This window comes from Zobellia sp. OII3, assembly GCF_002211465.1.
GTDB classification, from domain to species: Bacteria; Bacteroidota; Bacteroidia; order Flavobacteriales; family Flavobacteriaceae; genus Zobellia; species Zobellia galactanivorans.
On sequence record NZ_MWRZ01000001.1, the window covers coordinates 529226 to 546782 of the forward strand.

13 protein-coding genes are annotated in these 17557 nt (G+C 42.9%); 5 read left to right on the forward strand and 8 right to left on the reverse strand.

What is annotated here, in order from left to right; genetic code table 11:
• Positions 1 to 44: 44 nt before the first annotated feature.
• The 7 genes from B4Q04_RS02225 to B4Q04_RS02255 all read right to left on the reverse strand — a co-directional run bounded on the left by B4Q04_RS02225 (position 45) and on the right by B4Q04_RS02255 (position 11418).
• Entirely contained in the window at positions 45 to 323 is a 279-nt protein-coding gene (locus B4Q04_RS02225; RefSeq protein WP_013992769.1) for a F0F1 ATP synthase subunit epsilon, read from the reverse strand.
• Between the two features lie 69 nt (positions 324 to 392).
• Positions 393 to 1901 carry a F0F1 ATP synthase subunit beta gene (gene atpD, locus B4Q04_RS02230; protein ID WP_013992770.1) on the reverse strand — a complete coding sequence of 503 codons (1509 nt, stop codon included), beginning with the start codon at positions 1899 to 1901 and terminating at the stop codon, positions 393 to 395.
• A 181-nt stretch (positions 1902 to 2082) separates the two neighbouring features.
• Positions 2083 to 3726: a hypothetical protein gene (locus tag B4Q04_RS02235; RefSeq protein WP_013992771.1), complete on the reverse strand. Its 1644-nt coding sequence runs from the start codon at positions 3724 to 3726 to the stop codon at positions 2083 to 2085.
• A gap of 20 nt (positions 3727 to 3746) precedes the next feature.
• Positions 3747 to 6533, reverse strand: a complete 2787-nt coding sequence (locus B4Q04_RS02240; RefSeq protein ID WP_013992772.1) for a TonB-dependent receptor — start codon at positions 6531 to 6533, stop codon at positions 3747 to 3749.
• Positions 6534 to 6732: 199 nt separating this feature from the next.
• Positions 6733 to 8580: a glutamine--fructose-6-phosphate transaminase (isomerizing) gene (gene glmS / locus B4Q04_RS02245; RefSeq protein ID WP_013992773.1), complete on the reverse strand. Its 1848-nt coding sequence runs from the start codon at positions 8578 to 8580 to the stop codon at positions 6733 to 6735.
• A 187-nt stretch (positions 8581 to 8767) separates the two neighbouring features.
• On the reverse strand, positions 8768 to 10603 hold the full coding sequence (locus B4Q04_RS02250) for a DUF4270 domain-containing protein (protein WP_088695884.1): 1836 nt from the start codon (positions 10601 to 10603) through the stop codon (positions 8768 to 8770).
• A 5-nt stretch (positions 10604 to 10608) separates the two neighbouring features.
• The gene (locus B4Q04_RS02255; protein WP_013992775.1) at positions 10609 to 11418 is read right to left on the reverse strand and encodes a glycogen/starch synthase; all 810 of its coding nucleotides are present in this window, start codon (positions 11416 to 11418) and stop codon (positions 10609 to 10611) included.
• A gap of 104 nt (positions 11419 to 11522) precedes the next feature.
• On the opposite strand from B4Q04_RS02255, the gene panC reads away from it, so the two are divergent.
• From panC to radA, 5 genes are all read left to right on the forward strand, one after another.
• Positions 11523 to 12365: a pantoate--beta-alanine ligase gene (gene panC, locus B4Q04_RS02260; RefSeq protein WP_013992776.1), complete on the forward strand. Its 843-nt coding sequence runs from the start codon at positions 11523 to 11525 to the stop codon at positions 12363 to 12365.
• Positions 12366 to 12382: 17 nt separating this feature from the next.
• Positions 12383 to 12733, forward strand: a complete 351-nt coding sequence (panD, locus tag B4Q04_RS02265; RefSeq protein ID WP_013992777.1) for an aspartate 1-decarboxylase — start codon at positions 12383 to 12385, stop codon at positions 12731 to 12733.
• A gap of 2 nt (positions 12734 to 12735) precedes the next feature.
• A complete protein-coding gene (locus B4Q04_RS02270) occupies positions 12736 to 13701 on the forward strand; it encodes a lysylphosphatidylglycerol synthase transmembrane domain-containing protein (RefSeq protein WP_013992778.1) in 966 nt (321 codons plus the stop codon).
• 27 nt (positions 13702 to 13728) lie between these two features.
• Positions 13729 to 14871 (forward strand): alpha/beta hydrolase, encoded by a 1143-nt coding sequence (locus tag B4Q04_RS02275; RefSeq protein WP_013992779.1) that lies wholly within the window; start codon positions 13729 to 13731, stop codon positions 14869 to 14871.
• Positions 14872 to 14940: 69 nt separating this feature from the next.
• Positions 14941 to 16302, forward strand: coding sequence for a DNA repair protein RadA (gene radA, locus B4Q04_RS02280; RefSeq protein ID WP_088695885.1), 1362 nt, complete (start codon positions 14941 to 14943; stop codon positions 16300 to 16302).
• A gap of 128 nt (positions 16303 to 16430) precedes the next feature.
• Here radA and B4Q04_RS02285 read toward each other — a convergent pair whose 3' ends face one another.
• Positions 16431 to 17471: an NADP(H)-dependent aldo-keto reductase gene (locus tag B4Q04_RS02285; RefSeq protein ID WP_013992781.1), complete on the reverse strand. Its 1041-nt coding sequence runs from the start codon at positions 17469 to 17471 to the stop codon at positions 16431 to 16433.
• Positions 17472 to 17557: the final 86 nt, after the last annotated feature.

Here is a 17557-nt window from a genome sequence, read left to right on the forward strand (position 1 = left end):
ACAATTAAGTACGGCTTTTAGAAATTATAATATGATTGCGCTTTTTAATCGGCCAATACAATTACCCGATTATCACTCATTTCAACAGTTCCACTAGCTATGGGAAGAATGACCTTTCCACTAGCGTCTTTAGAGAACTTAGAGGCGTACGCTTCATCTATTGTTATATTTCCCTCAACACGAACACTACCTTCTTGAAGCAAGGAAACGATGGGTGCGTGATTGTTCAAAATCTGGAACTCCCCATTTACCCCAGGTACGGTTACCGACGTTACCTCGCCTGAAAATAATGTGGCTTCTGGTGATACAATTTCTAAATACATCCTTATAGTATTGAGTAGTTAGTAATAAGTAGTTAGTATAGGATACTAAATACTATGTACTTGTACTAATTAAGCTTCAGCTAACATTTTCTCACCGGCTTCGATAGCTTCTTCGATGGTTCCTTTTAGGTTGAAAGCTGACTCAGGAAGGTGGTCTAATTCACCGTCCATAATCATATTGAATCCTTTGATGGTTTCTTTAATATCAACCAATACCCCTGGTATACCGGTAAACTGTTCCGCTACGTGGAAAGGCTGTGAAAGGAAACGCTGAACACGTCTTGCACGTCCTACCGCCAATTTATCCTCTTCTGAAAGTTCTTCCATACCAAGAATGGCGATAATATCCTGTAGCTCTTTATAACGTTGCAACAACTCTTTTACACGTTGTGCACAGTTATAATGATCGTTACCTAAAATATCCGCCGTTAAGATACGGGAAGTTGAATCCAATGGATCCACCGCTGGGTAAATACCCAATTCCGCAATCTTACGTGAAAGTACCGTTGTAGCATCCAAGTGGGCAAACGTTGTTGCCGGAGCCGGATCCGTTAAATCATCCGCAGGTACGTAAACCGCCTGTACAGATGTAATAGAACCTCTTTTGGTCGATGTAATACGCTCTTGCATGGCACCCATCTCTGTTGCCAAAGTTGGTTGGTAACCCACTGCAGACGGCATACGACCTAAAAGGGCCGACACCTCTGAACCTGCCTGTGTAAAGCGGAAAATATTATCTACAAAGAAAAGTACGTCTTTACCTTGGCCTTCCCCGGCACCATCACGGAAATACTCGGCAATGGTCAAACCTGACAATGCCACACGGGCACGTGCTCCTGGTGGTTCGTTCATCTGACCGAACACGAAGGTTGCTTTTGAGTCTTTCATGGCCTTTTTGTCCACTTTGGAAAGGTCCCATCCGCCATCTTCCATTGAATGCAAGAAGTCGTCACCGTATTTAATAATACCCGATTCCAACATCTCACGAAGCAAATCGTTTCCTTCACGGGTACGTTCACCAACACCTGCAAATACAGAAAGACCACCGTGGCCTTTGGCGATGTTGTTGATCAATTCCTGAATCAATACGGTCTTACCCACACCGGCACCACCGAACAAACCGATCTTACCACCTTTTGCATAAGGCTCGATCAAATCGATAACCTTGATACCAGTGAAAAGAACTTCTGTAGAAGTGGAAAGATCTTCAAATTTTGGTGCTTCCCTGTGAATTGGAAGACCATCTTTACCTGATTTAGGCAAATCGCCCAAACCATCGATAGCATCACCGATCACATTAAAAAGACGACCATATACATCATCACCGACCGGCATTTGAATTGCGCTACCTGTCGAAAGCACATCTGTTCCTCTACTTAGACCATCAGTAGAATCCATGGAGATTGTTCTTACTGTATTTTCACCAACGTGGGATTGCACTTCTAAAACTAGTTTAGAACCATCTTTACCAGCGATTTCCAGAGAATCGTATATTTTTGGAAGGGCATCTCCCGATTGGAATTCCACATCGACTACCGGCCCAATAATCTGGGAAACTTTACCTGTAACTTTTGACATTACTTTATTAGTTTATGAATTCAAATTACTTACTGTATTGAAAAACACCTTTATACAGCCGTGTTTTTCAGGCTGCAAAGGTATGTTTTTCAACTCGAATTGAAAACTACTTTTTGTTCTTTTTTCGCATAAAAAAAGGCGCCTTGATAAGGCGCCCTATAAAATGTTACAAAAACAACATCTACTGCAATGCAGGTGAATAATTTGTTGGATAGTTTCCAATATTGAACAATGAACCCGAAGCTTCAAAGTTAGATCCGTAAGTAGCATCAATCGCTTTCATAAATTCATTGGCCATTAAGGCATAGCCCCTAGCCGTAAGGTGCACTCCGTCTAAGGAAAAGCCCCCGCCGGTGACCAAGTTGGCCGTAAGGGTAAAATCCCCATCGGTAACCCCACCTTGCGCCAGGTCTTGCAATAATCGGTTCGCATCGACAAAGGCCAAACCAGCTCCTGAGGCCGCCGACGAAAGCGTAGCATTGAACTCATCGGTTGCCGCCTTGATCTCATCTTGTTCTTCAGGCGTCAAAACCCACTTATCGGCTAAAGGAAGCGTTATACCCTCCACAGAAAACTGACCGGCCACTGCCGGTGGAAGATTTTCAGCAGAAAGGGCAGCAAAAGATTCTTGGTTAACCTTTCCGATTACCTGGCTACTTGACAACACTAACAAATCGTTTTCGGTAGCAGGCCTTGTCTGTCCATAGGCATTTCCTAAGAGCGTAGCCACCAAAGGTGCTGCCGCCTCAGGCAAACCTAAGCCCTGAACGAATATTGGAAAATTCGGATTGGCGTTAAAGGCCCCGGTAATTTGCGCCGATATATCAGCAAGGGCTTCATCTTTTATAACTACCGCATTATTTAAGGAATCTGAAAAAACAACCATTCGCTCGGTTTCACCAAGAGCATCATACACTTGGTTCAAGGCACCGTAAACCCTATTCAATGTCGGCACTTGCTCCGCAAAATCATTCTCATTCGGATCTATAGGATCATGGGGAACGGTCGTAAAATGGGGAATAGAGGTAACATAGGGAATATTCGCCATCACACCTTTCGCCCCGCCGGAAGTCAATGTGGTCACCAAGGCCCCTATGGCCGAATCAAAAGTGGCCTTATCGGTAATAGGATTGCTACCGTCACCGCCCGAAAGCGCATAACCCAATACATCATTATTACCGATCCACAGACTAAAAAAGGTAGGTGATTGCGCCATGGCCAATTCCAAAACCTTGGCATCTGGCGTAGCACCTGTCATTCTAACAAAATAAGGATTGGCCAACTCGGCTTCCAAATTTGCGGCATTACCGTAACCGGTAGCCAATAAATGAAAACTCTTTGCCCCAGGAACCCCTAAATTATTAAAAGGACCTGTTGGGTTGTTTAAAATAATATCTGTAGTAACAGTTGCCTCACTATTTAAAAATGCCAAGGGAACAGGACCAGCAGATTGCTCGTCATTTCCACTAAAAAAAACCAATCTTGGATCAAAACCTTCCAATTGGGCCCCTCCAGCCAAAAGCCCCCCAACGTTGTCGTTCATCAAGGGCTGCGTAAAAGAACCGCCACCTACCAAGGCAAACTTGGTCGATAACAAATTCGGAAAAGAGTTGGCCTGACCCGCTTTGAAAAGGGCATTGTCCGTAAAACCTGCGGTTAAGGAATTCCCTAAGGAAACATAAGTTGAAAAATCCGCTGAACCCGCATTTAATTCAACGGGCGCTTCCGCTATTACTTCTGGCTCAAGGTCAACATCTTCAGGATCATTACAGGCCGTAAAAGCCAAGATACCCAAAGAGATGTATATATATTTTAAGTTTTTCATTTCGACTTTAGATTAAAAAATTAATTATTAATTGTCCAAGACAAGTAGTACATAGACCCGATATGTCCGGTACCGAATGCAGTGTAGTACTCTTTACCGGTTAGGTTTGTACCCCCTAATTTAAAAGAGGATTTAATACTTGGAACTTCATAATTGATTTGTGCATCGACTACATGAAATTCTGGAATAACACCGTTACCAAAAGTAGCTTCCCAGAAATAATCATCACTGAATCTGTACGACACGTTAAATCCGAAATTTTTAAATAATTGCTCATTTCCAAAAGACGCCTTGAACTTGTGCTCCGGAGTGTTGAAATTCAGCATTACATCTGGATTGGCATCACGGTCAAAATCTAATTTTGTATAGGTATAACTACCTCCTAAATTATAGTCGCCAAATACTTTCATATTAAGACCTAAAGAAGCGCCGTATGAACTAACATCGGCATCAGTATTGGTATACGTACTGTATGGTTGGTAATCTCCATTGGCTATTGCCGCGACAGAGAGTCCCCCATCCCCAACTTCTCCGTAGAAAGGGGAAACCACAACTTCTTGGGAAATAAAATCTTTGTATGTGTTATAGTATGTACTGAAATCAATTACCAACTTATCAACTTTACCTCTATATCCAATTTCAAAAGAAGTAACTTTTTCAGGTTTAACTAAATCGGGATTGGCAATTTCCAGAACCGAAGGATCCCCTGTTTCACCCAAAGCCGCTACAGAAGCCGCAGAGTACGAATTATTATATGCTGCCGCACCAGTTTGCGTAATCGATGATGGTTGTTGATACTGAAGTTGCCCGGTAGCGCTGATATCGTAATCTCTTGAATATCGATTCAAATTCTCCGGCGCAGACCCCACCAGAATGGCCCTTCCCGCATCTAGACCAATAAAAAGATCTTGGGTAGTCGGGTTTCTAAATCCGGTTTGGGCAGAAGCCCTAATGTTATGGTTTCTACTGATGGTATAACCAGCGGACAATCTTGGCGAATAAAATCCGTCAAAGAACTCAGACTTATCATAACGGATAGATCCCGTTAACTTCAAACTTTTTTCCCCTTCAAAAGGCAAGGTCTTTTGAACCTGCGAGTAAATTCCAAATTCGGAGTAATCAATTGGGCCATCTATATCGGTGTAAATCGTACCTAAGGAATTTAAACTATACTCCCTAAAAGAACCACCGACTTGAATTTCCGCCCAATCAATCAAATGACTGAAGTTATAATTACCATCTGCATGATAATATTTAGATTGGTCGTAAAACTGGGACCCCTTGCTCAAATCCGGGTCTTTAATAACTTTATTGAAGGCCGCTTCAAATTCAGGGGTACCGGGCAAGTATCTTCCCGACTCCGCTTGTGCCCTACCTGCAGCATGCGCCTCGGCATCTGTAGCCCCTGCCAAGGTTGCTTGAACATAGGCCCCTGTATATTCTCCGAACCAAGTATTATTATCTTTCCAAATCTGGTTAATATTGATACCGGTGAACACCATATCATAAGAATCTCCAGCCTTATCACCAACTAAATACCCTCTTACGAAAAAGTTGTCATTCTTGACTTCAAACTTATGTTGTTCTTGAAAAAATCCATCAATATTATATCTATTGGTACCTTGGTAAATAGTAGTACCTGTACCCACCTTACCTACGTAAGAAATCTCCAAACTGTTATCTTCAATCGGTCTATAATATAAACCCCAATCGGCCTTTATACTTTCTGCATTATACTGGGTAAGATCACCTTCATCATAACCCGTTCTACTTACGATTTCCGAAGGAACCAAGGCATTGGCACCGGCAGGCAAGATGCCTAAGCCCTCTAAAGTAAGCGCAACATCCTTAATGTTTGTAGCAACCTCATCTCCATATACATTAACACCGTCATAGTTCAAGTTATCCCTTGTACCTCCCGGTGTATTCTTATCATCTATATTATTCGCCGCCCAGTCGGTTCCCTTCAAATATCCGAAATTGACTTTTCCCGCAAATTTATCACTGAATTTATATGCAGCCCTAATACCGACATCGGTGTACGCATTGTCACCGGCAGCTTCTTGGGAAGTTATCCCTCGTTTGATGGATACACTGATACCCTCATAATCAAAAGGATTTTTACTTCGCATAAACAAAATACCGTTAAAGGCGTTTGCCCCATAAAGTGCAGATGATGCTCCCGGTAATAATTCAACACTTAAAACATCAGGTTCAACTAAACCCACCAAGTTCCCGATAGGGAAGTTCAATGCCGGTGTTGAGTTGTCCATACCATCTACCAACTGCATAAAACGCGTATTGGCAAAAGACGCAAACCCTCTTGTATTGACAGATTTAAAGGTTAAACTGTTGGTGTTAACATCAACTCCTTTTAGATTCTCAAGACCTCCATAAAAATCTGCGGCAGTACCGTTCTTTATTTCAGAAACTCCAATTCTTTCTACTGTAACCGGAGATTCAAAAATACGCTCGGGCGTTCTTGAAGCAGAAATAACCACTTCATCTAAAAATGTTTGCGACTCATTAATTACAATGGTCAAGGTTTGATTGTTCGAGGTAACTTCCTCAGTAACATCGGAATATCCGATACTCGTAATTCTTAACTGAAAAGGGGGTACTTCAGAGGTTTGTAAGCTAAAATTTCCGTCAAAATCCGTTGTGGCACCAATCGCCTTTCCTTCGATAACGATATTGGCCCCTGGTACGGGTTGACTGTTCTGATCTACCACTTTTCCGTTTACCGTCGTTTGCGAAAATCCAAAGCTAGTCGCCAACAGCAAGGCTAAAAATAGTATTGCTCTCATGTTAAGTTTAAGTTAAATATGTTAGTAACCCGAAGTTACATTTTTTTTTCGACCAATAATCATAAAATGAAAAAAATTATGCATGCATAGTATATATTTGCTAAAAAACACCCCTTGAAATTACATATTTACCAAAACAAACAGGCCTTGACGTACGTCAAGGCCTGTTAAATGCTGATAATTATATGGTTTTAAGCGCCTACTCTACAGTAACCGATTTTGCCAAGTTTCTAGGCTGATCTACATTACAGCCACGCATAACGGCAATATGATAAGACAATAATTGCAATGGAATGGTGTTCAATAAGGGAGAAAGACTTTCAAGGGTCTCTGGAACTTCTACCACATGATCGGCGAGTTCGGTCACCTGCGTATCACCTTCAGTAACTATGGCGATTATCTTTCCTTTTCTCGACTTTATCTCTTGAATATTACTGACCACCTTTTCATAATGCCCTTTTTTAGTAGCAATAACGAAAACCGGCATTTGATCATCAATCAACGCGATAGGTCCATGTTTCATTTCTGCGGCTGGATACCCCTCGGCATGGATATAACTAATTTCCTTAAGTTTCAACGCTCCTTCCAAGGCCACTGGGAAATTATACCCCCTACCTAAATAGAGGCAGTTGGTAGAATCTTTATACACATCGGCAATGATCTCTATAAGGGCGTTGCTCTCCAAAACCTTCTCTACTTTAGCCGGAATGGTCTCAAGCTCGGTCAAAAACTCATGGAACCTAGACTCGGAAAACACTCCTTTTTCTTTCGCCAATTTCAAGGCCAATAAGGTAAGTACCGTGATCTGGGTCGTAAAAGCCTTAGTTGAAGCCACCCCGATTTCAGGACCGGCATGGGTATAAGCACCCGCATCGGTCTCTCGTGCAATAGAAGAACCTACTACATTACATACACCGAAAACAAAGGCTCCCTTTTCTTTAGCCAATTTAATGGCGGCCAAGGTATCTGCCGTCTCTCCCGATTGTGATATGGCAATAAGAATATCCTTATCGGTAATCACCGGATTTCTATATCTGAACTCAGAAGCATATTCGACCTCAACAGGAATCCTTGCCAAATCTTCAAAAATGTATTCGGCCACTAAACCTGCATGCCATGAGGTACCGCACGCCACAATAATGATGCGATTGGCATTCATGAACTTCTCAAGGTTTTGGTCAATACCCGCCATCTTTATAAGACCCTGCGATGCACGTAACCTTCCTCGATACGTATCTAAAATAGCTCTTGGTTGCTCGTAAATTTCCTTTAACATAAAATGATCGTAACCTCCCTTTTCAATTTCCTCGAGGTTCATTTTCAACTCAAGAATATTCGGATACGCTACGGCGTCATTCTTTATTTTACGAAGTTTGATTTCCTTTCCCAATCGAATAATTGCCATCTCCTCATCTTCAAGGTATACGGCATTGTTGGTAAACTCGATAAAGGGTGAAGCATCGGAAGCAATGAAAAACTCATTGTCGCCAACACCTATTGCCAATGGACTTCCCAATTTGGCCACCACGATTTCATCGGGCTTCTTTTTGTCAAAAACGGCAATGGCGTATGCGCCAACCACTTCGTTCAACGCAATCTGAACCGCTTGACCCAGTTTAACACCTTCGGTTTTTTGCACCTCTTCGATCAGGTTGATCAAAACTTCGGTATCGGTATCCGATTCAAAAGTGTAGCCCCTTTTGGTGAGCTCCTTCTTTACCGATTCGTAGTTTTCGATAATTCCGTTATGAATGATTACCAAATCACCCGAATTGGAATAATGTGGGTGGGAGTTGATGTCGTTGGGTACCCCATGGGTAGCCCAACGTGTATGACCTATACCTAGATTTCCTTTTAATGAAATGGTACTTTCCGCCTTTTTCTTAAGGTCTTCCACCTTACCCTTGGTCTTAGCCAAGTTTATTTTTTCGCCGTCAAAGATTGCAACACCGGCACTGTCATAACCTCTATATTCAAGACGTTGCAAACCTTTTACTATAATCGGATAAGCCTCTCTATGACCTATATAACCTACTATTCCACACATACTATCTAAGTTAATTAAAGTTGGGGAAATACATATACTTCGGCGCAAATGTAATGGATGCTGCCCAAATCCCCTCAGAATACTCCTATAAAACGTAATTTATCGTTAATTGGTATGATAAAGCAAAAAGCATGCCCCATATCAACAAACTCACGAGTTATTGTTATCGTAGTCGACTTAAAAACAATTAGTTGGTTTCAGTATAGAAAATTTCAAGCTCCAATTTCTTATCGGAGTCAGCACCGTCGACCGAGCTACCGTAAAGAACGGTACCCAAAGGTGTCAAGGTATTTGCCACGGGTAATTGTTGTTCGCCACCATTCTCTAGCATTGCATTGCCAGTTGCCGTAATAAACGCATTGGCCGTAGCGGTAAGTCCCAAGCTCACATTCTCGGCACTGCCCGACACCAAACTATTAAGGTAGGTGGTAATATTTATCGTATACGTAGAACTCCCATCTGAATTCGATTTGACCAAATACCCGTCATATTCAGCAGATTGACCATCAGCATCACTAGCCGACAAAGGCAGTCCGGTATTGGTATCCATATTGTACAAATAAAGTCGGCTAGGCTCTTCCCCTAGATTATCATCGGCCACATGAAATACAAGATTGGCCTCATTGATAATCCAATTTTTAGACTTGATCTCATCGATTACCTCGCGACTACCTGCACTATCGAACAATTTGATTTCGGCAAAACTACCCGCTCCACCCTTTAAATAAATCTTCGATGCATTTTCGCCCGTATCAAGACTTTCCGCTATTTCAGTAGGATAAGCCTCATTAACGAAAGTATTCACCGCATTACCATCTATTCCGGTAAGCTGGCCCTGAGAACTATACGATTCCCTTACAAAGCCCAAGACAACGTCTTTTTGCTTACCCTGAGGAGTAACATTCCCCTCGGAATCGGCACTATCATAACTATAGGAAATTGTAATGTTCGCCGCCCTTATGTTGAACAAGAACATAACATCGCTCTCCACTCCGGAAACCGAAAAATGCAAGCCTCGTAAAAACTCCTTAAAATTGCTTTGACTGAAGAGTTCGGTCGACCCTTCCTTATCCAAGATATTTTCCTGGAAAAAATCTTTGTCCAAAGCCACGCGGATACCAGGCGACAAATAACTATACTGGGTAGATTCATCAACATCTTCAGTTGATTCATCGTCTCGCTTCTTCAATTGAATCTGCTTTGAACTGACCACGATAGGTTCCGACTCGGCACTATCATAAATCACTTCATCAACAAAAGTCGGCGCAAATTCCTGACTTGAATAATACTCTTGCGCTTCCTCAAAATTAGCCGAAGGATCCAGGTCTCGCATAAAAAATGTAGACCGCTGCACTTTCAGGTTAAAGCTAGGCACCGGATCTTCCAATTCATCGTACAGTTTTCCACCTACGTAAATACTGTCCAAATCGAAAGCCTTACGAAACTGGTCCTTTACAAAATCGGCATCGTCTTCGTCATCATTGGGGTCTAACGGGTTCGAACCTTTTGTTTTTTCCTGGTTATCGGTAAGACCACCGCCATCGGTATCGCTATTGGGATCCGTTGGATCTTTATCCAATGCATCTATAAGTCCGTCTAAATCGGCATCACCTGAAGGGTTGGTCAAAAAAGGAATATAAAGATACACCGAATCGATCGTTTCATTTTCGGGAATCTGCAAAACGGAACTCGGATCCTCCTCTTCTTCTTGTTCCTGGGTATACGAACCAAAAATAGGGTTCGCACTGGGCAATAACACTTGAGAGGTCACACTTGCCTCGGTTTTCCCATAAAGGGGATCATCGTATACACCTAATTGGTAAATGGCCAACCGGTTCGCAGATACGGCCTTTATTTTTTTATTATAGGCAAAGACATCGTAGCTAGCCTTATTATTTTTGAACGGTTCACCCCCGACTACGCCCGAGCCGATGGTTGTCAAGTCTTCTTCACATGATGCAAAAATGGTGACAAATACTATTACTGCCAGCGCAGGGAGCTTCAATCTGTTCAAAAAAATCATTCGGGCTAATTTAAAACTTCAGTGTTATAAAAATTGGCGTATGCCTCTTCAAATTCTTGAAGGGTAACGTACGGCAACACAGGTTTTTCAAGGTTGGATATATGGCTTTGTAAATCTTCTGGAATATCTTCCGCCGCTAAAATAATGGCATCGGAATGATCTACAGCAACCTTTAACAAATTATTATATGTAGGAGTTTTTAGCGGAGCTATACTTTCTTCGGCAATACCGTCAAAAGCCACTTTTTTGATCATGTCGGAATCAAGCTCGCCCTCAAAGGACTTACCATATACCGATGTCACAATTTTACTGGCATTGAACAAAGGTTCGTCTGCATAGTATTTCTTTAGGTACAATGGCAATAAAGAAGCCATCCAACCATGGACATGGATAATATCGGGAGACCAATTCAATTTCTTGACGGTCTCAACTACACCCTTTGCAAAAAAGATGGCGCGCTGATCATTATCTGGAAACAAAGTGCCTTCAGCATCGGTAAAGGTCGCCTTTCGCTTGAAGTATTCGTCATTGTCTATGAAATACACCTGAATACGCTCTCTCGGTATGGAAGCGACTTTTATAATAAGCGGCATATCGATATCGTTGATCACAAGATTCATCCCTGACAGACGTATAACTTCGTGAAGTTGATGCCTTCGCTCATTAATATTTCCGTACCGAGGCATGAATATGCGAATTTGGCCACCATTGCTGTTGACCATCCTTGGCGTTTCATAAGACATTAGGGAAACTTCGTTCTCCGGAAGATAGGGTACCAACTCCGATGATACGAACAATATCTTTTTACCATTCATATTTGCAATGTTTTATGTATTTGGTGCAACGTGCGTGCAAAATTACAAAAATTATGCACATTAGCCGTAATTATAGTAAGTTTGCTCGCTTTTAAAACAAACCTATGTTGGTATTCAAAACGAAAAAAGAGCTGACCGAGCACGTTTCAGCACTCCCAAAAACGAACCGTTTAGCATTGGTTCCTACCATGGGAGCACTCCACAAAGGTCATGTATCATTGGTCGAACAGGCCATTGCCGAAAATGAGACCGTGGTGGTGAGCATCTTTGTAAACCCCACCCAGTTCAACAACAAAGAAGACCTAGAAAAATATCCACAAACGCTGCAGGCCGACCTCGACCTACTGTCAGCTACCTCCGAAAACATCATCATATTCGCCCCATCGGCCGAAGAAGTCTACGATAAGAACGTCAAAGCCAAGACTTATGATTTTGAAGGATTGGACCAAGTTATGGAAGGTGCCTTTAGAGAAGACCATTTTAATGGCGTAGGCACTATAGTAGAGGCACTTCTTTTGCTCGTAAAACCCGATCGCGCCTATTTTGGCGAAAAAGATTTCCAGCAGCTACAGATTATCAGAAAACTGGTCGAACAGCAACAAATACCCGTAGAAATCATAGGCTGTCCGATTGTCAGGGAACCTAGCGGACTGGCCATGAGTTCGCGCAATGAAAGGTTATCGCCCGAATTGCGACAAAAGGCATCGTTCATCTACAGCACCCTACTTGCTGCCAAGGAAAAATTTGGCACGAAAAGTGCTGGTTATGTAGTGGATTGGGTCAAGAAAGAATTTGACCAACACGAAGACCTAGAACTGGAATACATAGAAATAACCGATGTAAACACGCTACGTCCGATTACAATAAAAAACGAAAACCTAAAATATAGGGCATTTATCGCCGTTTATGCTGGCGGAGTCCGACTTATAGACAATATTGCCCTATAATTAATTATCTTTGTCACATGCAAATAGAAGTTGTAAAATCTAAAATACACCGTGTAAAAGTTACCGGGGCCGACCTGAACTATATCGGCAGCATAACTATTGATGAAGATTTGATGGATGCCGCCAATATTATTCGTGGCGAAAAAGTACAGATCGTCAACAACAACAATGGCGAACGCCTAGAGACCTACGCCATACCGGGCCCACGAAACAGTGGAGAACTTACACTGAACGGGGCCGCGGCCAGAAAGGTAGCCGTAGGCGACATACTTATTCTGATTACGTATGCACGTATGGATATCGAAGAAGCCAAAACGTTCAACCCCGCGTTGGTTTTCCCCAATGAAGAGACTAATTTGTTGAAGTAGACTTGAACCAAAAACTCAAAAAAACACTAAAAACAGTACTCCCAATAGCCTTGGGAGTTTTTTTAGTTTGGTACTCTTACTACAAGACTTCACCAGAAGACAGGGAGCAGATATTATATTACATTAAGGACGCGGACCTTTTCTGGGTCGGCATTTCAATCGTACTCGGCATACTCGGGCATATTTCCCGTGCCGTACGTTGGAATTACCTACTGGAGCCCTTGGGGTACAAGCCCAAAATCATCAATAACATTTTTATTATCCTAATGGCCTATTTTGCAAATTTAGGCATCCCCAGAACCGGGGAAATCCTTCGGGCCACCGCCTTGACCACTTACGAGGACGTACCCTTCGAAAAAGGCTTTGGCACCATTGTAACCGAACGGGTCATAGATGTCATCATGCTGTTAATGCTTATTGGCCTCACCTTACTCTTGCAGACCGACAGCATTCTAGGCTTTTTACAAAACAAAGGATTTAACTTAAAAGGACTGCTGCTTTTAATGGGCGCGGGACTGTTCGGACTGGTTCTCTTTTTTATTTTCATAAAAAAATCATCACATAGGATCGCCCTGAAGATCAAAGGCTTTATCAAGGGACTGATGGAAGGTGTTTTTAGCATCTTTAAAATGAAAAAAAAGTGGGCCTTCGTATTCCACACCCTTTTCATTTGGGCTTGTTATGTCGGTATGCTGTGGGTAATTAAATTTACCGTGCCCGAAACCATACATTTATCACTGAGCCAGCTTATGGTTGCTTTTGTAGCGGGCTCCTTCGCAATGACCGCCACCAATGGCGGTATAGGCCTTTACCCCATTGCCGTGAGCAGTGCATTGGCCATTTTTGGCATCAGCGCCGTATCGGGCGATGCCTTCGGTTGGATTATGTGGATCGCACAAACTCTCATGATCGTAGTTTTTGGGGCAATATCTTTTCTGGTATTACCGTTATTCAACAGAAACCGATAAGGTTTCGTTGTACCCAAAAACTAAACCATGTTACGCAAACTTACTTTTTTTGCATTCCTACTATGCGCTAGCCTGAATGCCCAGGTTACCCAAGAGATTTTCGAATCGTTCAAACTACAAGAACGAAGAGATGTAAAATACTACATTCCAGAAGATTACGACAAAGAAAAAAAATACCCTCTAATCGTGGTACTGGATGGCGAATACCTGTTCGACCAGGTAGTGGCCAACGCTAAGTTTTACAATAAATTCCACGGTATGCCCGCCAGTATCATCGTAGGTATACAACAAGGCAAGAAGAGCATTCGCCTTGACGATTGCGCCTATGAACCCGACACCGGACTCCCTTCTGAAAAAGCCAAGAATTTCTTTGAGTTTTTGGGGATGGAAATGATACCCTTCCTCGACCTCACTTATAGCACAGCCCCGTTCAAAATGATCGTCGGATATGATATTACGGCCAATTTCACCAACTACTGGTTATTTAAAGAGAGTTCCCTCTTCAACGCCTATATAAACATATCTCCCGACTTGGCCCCCGAAATGGAAACTAGGGTGCCCGCTCGCTTGGCCTCTTTTGACAAACAGATATTCTATCAGCTAATAGTCGAAACCGAGAAAAACGAAAACACCCCGCGCATTCTTCAAATGGACAAGGCCATTAAGGCCATTGACAAAGAATCGCTCCATTACACTTTTCTACAATACGAAGGCGCCGACCATATTTCTATAGCCACTTACGGACTAGGAAAAGCATTCGACAACATTTTCGGCATGTTCAAGCCTATTAGTCCAAAAGAGTATAAAACGCAAATATTGACTTCCGAAGATCCTGCATTTCAATATCTAGAGACCAAGTATCAAAGCATAGAAGATTTATTCGGATTCAAAAAAACAGTAGACCTTAACGACATCATGGCCATATACGCCGCATGCCGAAAAAAGGAAGACGTAGAATCCTTAAAACCTCTTGCCGATCTTTGTAAAAAAGAGTTTCCGGAAACCATGATGGGCTTCTATTTTGAGGGTGAATACTACGAGCAGATCGGCGAACCCAAAAAAGCGTTCAAAACCTTTGAAAAGGCCTTTGCCATGGATGAAATAGATTTCTTGACCAAAGAGATGGCCTTGGAAAAAATCGATGCCTTGAAGGCTGATTTCGGATACTAAATAACAACAAGGTACACCCCGCAAATATCAAACAAAGTTTTACCTTTAAGGCCAACTTAAAAACTAAGTATGGCCAAAACAAAAACAGCCTTTTTCTGCCAGAACTGCGGCACTCAGTACGCCAAATGGGTGGGACAATGTTCCGCTTGTAAAGAATGGAATACCGTAGTTGAGGAAGTCATTCAAAAGGAAGAAAAAACAAGCTGGAAGGCAAACACTACAACTGTTTCAAAAATAGCCAAACCCTTACGTGTCAACGAAATCAGCACGGACAAGGAGCTTCGCCTAAACACTTTTGACCTAGAATTCAACCGTGTTCTTGGAGGGGGGCTCGTTCCAGGGGCATTGGTTTTACTGGGAGGCGAACCCGGCGTAGGTAAAAGTACTTTGCTTTTGCAGATCGCACTAAAACTTCCGTACAGAACGCTTTATGTTTCAGGGGAAGAAAGCCAGAAACAAATCAAAATGCGGGCGGATAGGATCCACCCCAATAGCGAAACCTGTTTCATTTTAACAGAAACCAAGACCCAGAACATTTTCAGGCAAATAGAGGCCACCGAACCCGACATTGTCGTCATCGATTCCATTCAAACCCTTCATTCCGATTATATAGAATCGGCCGCAGGAAGCATATCGCAGGTACGTGAATGCACTGCTGAACTCATCAAGTTTGCCAAAGAAACCAACACCCCCGTCATTTTAATTGGCCACATTACCAAAGACGGCTCTATTGCGGGACCAAAGATCCTGGAACACATGGTCGACACCGTATTGCAGTTTGAAGGTGACCGCAACTACGTATACCGCATTCTTAGGGCCCTGAAGAACCGCTTCGGGTCAACGGCCGAGCTAGGCATCTACGAAATGCAGGGAGGAGGACTCAGACAGGTCAACAACCCTTCCGAAATATTGATTTCCAAAAACGACGAAGGATTAAGCGGAACGGCCATAGCCTCCACCGTAGAGGGTATGCGCCCCCTGATGATAGAAATACAAGCCTTGGTGAGTACGGCCGTCTACGGTACACCTCAGCGCTCTACCACGGGCTATAACGCCAAACGGCTCAATATGCTATTGGCTGTACTTGAAAAAAGGGCCGGATTCAAATTGGGGGCGAAAGATGTTTTTTTGAATATTACCGGAGGGATATCTGTAGACGACCCTGCCATAGACCTTGCGGTCATCGCCGCCATACTATCGAGCAACGAGGATATACCCATTGAAAAAGGGGTGTGCTTTGCTGCGGAAGTAGGACTTGCAGGCGAGATACGGCCCGTACAACGGGTCGACCAACGGATTTCGGAAGCGGAAAAACTTGGCTTCACATCAATCTATGTCTCCAAGAATAACAAAATCACCCTGAAAAACACGAAAATCGAAATCCATCTCGTTTCAAAAATCGAAGACATGGTCAGCGCTTTGTTCGGCTAATCCCGAAACTATATCTTCCTCTATCGCTTATCGCGGAGTATACGGGCAGTAACCAAGATAATCAAGATTACCGCAACGATTACGATCAATTGCCCGAGGCCTACTTTTAAAAAAAACATAATTACGGTTTAGGGTGCCGGATTGGGTATGGCGTTATGTATTTCATCTATGCCCTTGAGCACCTCTTCACTTAGGGTCAAGTCTATACTTGCTATATTTTGGTCTAACTGCTCTATTGAGGTAGCACCGATGATGGTACTGGTAACGAACGGTCGTGTATTTACAAAAGCCAAAGCCATTTGTGCCATTGAGAGCCCGTGTTCTTGGGCCAGTTTATGATATTTTTCAGTGGCCCTTACCGCCTGCTCGCTACTATACCGCTTATAATTGGGGAACAAGGTAATTCTTGCCGTGGCCGGCTGCATACCTCCCAAATATTTTCCTGACAAGGTACCAAAACCCAAAGGGGAATAAGCCAAAAGTCCGACTTTCTCGCGAATGGATATTTCCGACAGTCCCACTTCGAATTGACGGTTCAACAGGCTATAGGGGTTTTGAATGGTAATCGCCCTTGGCAAACTGGCATGCACCTTGCTTTCGGTTAAAAAACGCATGGTTCCCCATGGCGTTTCGTTCGAAATCCCGACCTGCCTGATCTTTCCTTCGCGTATCAAATCTCGCAAGGTCTCAAGAACTTGGTGAATGTTATCTTCCCAATGGTCGGAAACATCGTGCGTATACCCTCTTTTTCCAAAGTAATTGGTATTCCTTTCCGGCCAATGCAGTTGATAAAGGTCGATATAATCGGTCTGAAGACGCTCTAAACTGGCATCGACCGCACTACGGATGGAGTCAGGTGTAAAGCCTGTGGTTCTGATAAATTTCGTAAAATCGGCCTTTCCGGCAATTTTGGTTCCTAAAATCACCTTATCGCGATTGCCATTTTTCTTAAACCAGGTACCGATGATCTTTTCGGTATCGGAATGACGGTCTGGGTGCGCAGGAACCGGGTACAATTCGGCCGTATCAAAAAAATTGACCCCTTTATCCAAGGCAAAATCCATCTGCTCATGACCTTCCGCTTCCGTATTCTGGTTGCCCCAGGTCATAGTGCCGAGACAAATTTTACTGACCTCAATATCGGTGTGGGGCAAAGTAGTATATTCCATGTATTCTTTGGGGTATTGATTGAAAAAGTCTCAAATTTAAGCAATTCATAGGTTAGCAAACAAAGCGAATCGCATGTTTCCGAAAA

What these genes read in the sequence shown, in the direction of transcription:
- B4Q04_RS02235 (WP_013992771.1), bottom strand. Translation starts at nt 3,726, where the DNA reads ATGAAAAACTTAAAATATATATACATCTCTTTGGGTATCTTGGCTTTT.
- B4Q04_RS02225 (WP_013992769.1), bottom strand. Translation starts at nt 323, where the DNA reads ATGTATTTAGAAATTGTATCACCAGAAGCCACATTATTTTCAGGCGAG.
- B4Q04_RS02275 (WP_013992779.1), top strand. Translation starts at nt 13,729, where the DNA reads ATGTTACGCAAACTTACTTTTTTTGCATTCCTACTATGCGCTAGCCTG.
- B4Q04_RS02240 (WP_013992772.1), bottom strand. Translation starts at nt 6,533, where the DNA reads ATGAGAGCAATACTATTTTTAGCCTTGCTGTTGGCGACTAGCTTTGGA.
- B4Q04_RS02250 (WP_088695884.1), bottom strand. Translation starts at nt 10,603, where the DNA reads ATGATTTTTTTGAACAGATTGAAGCTCCCTGCGCTGGCAGTAATAGTA.
- B4Q04_RS02285 (WP_013992781.1), bottom strand. Translation starts at nt 17,471, where the DNA reads ATGGAATATACTACTTTGCCCCACACCGATATTGAGGTCAGTAAAATT.
- panC (WP_013992776.1), top strand. Translation starts at nt 11,523, where the DNA reads ATGTTGGTATTCAAAACGAAAAAAGAGCTGACCGAGCACGTTTCAGCA.
- panD (WP_013992777.1), top strand. Translation starts at nt 12,383, where the DNA reads ATGCAAATAGAAGTTGTAAAATCTAAAATACACCGTGTAAAAGTTACC.
- B4Q04_RS02255 (WP_013992775.1), bottom strand. Translation starts at nt 11,418, where the DNA reads ATGAATGGTAAAAAGATATTGTTCGTATCATCGGAGTTGGTACCCTAT.
- atpD (WP_013992770.1), bottom strand. Translation starts at nt 1,901, where the DNA reads ATGTCAAAAGTTACAGGTAAAGTTTCCCAGATTATTGGGCCGGTAGTC.
- glmS (WP_013992773.1), bottom strand. Translation starts at nt 8,580, where the DNA reads ATGTGTGGAATAGTAGGTTATATAGGTCATAGAGAGGCTTATCCGATT.
- radA (WP_088695885.1), top strand. Translation starts at nt 14,941, where the DNA reads ATGGCCAAAACAAAAACAGCCTTTTTCTGCCAGAACTGCGGCACTCAG.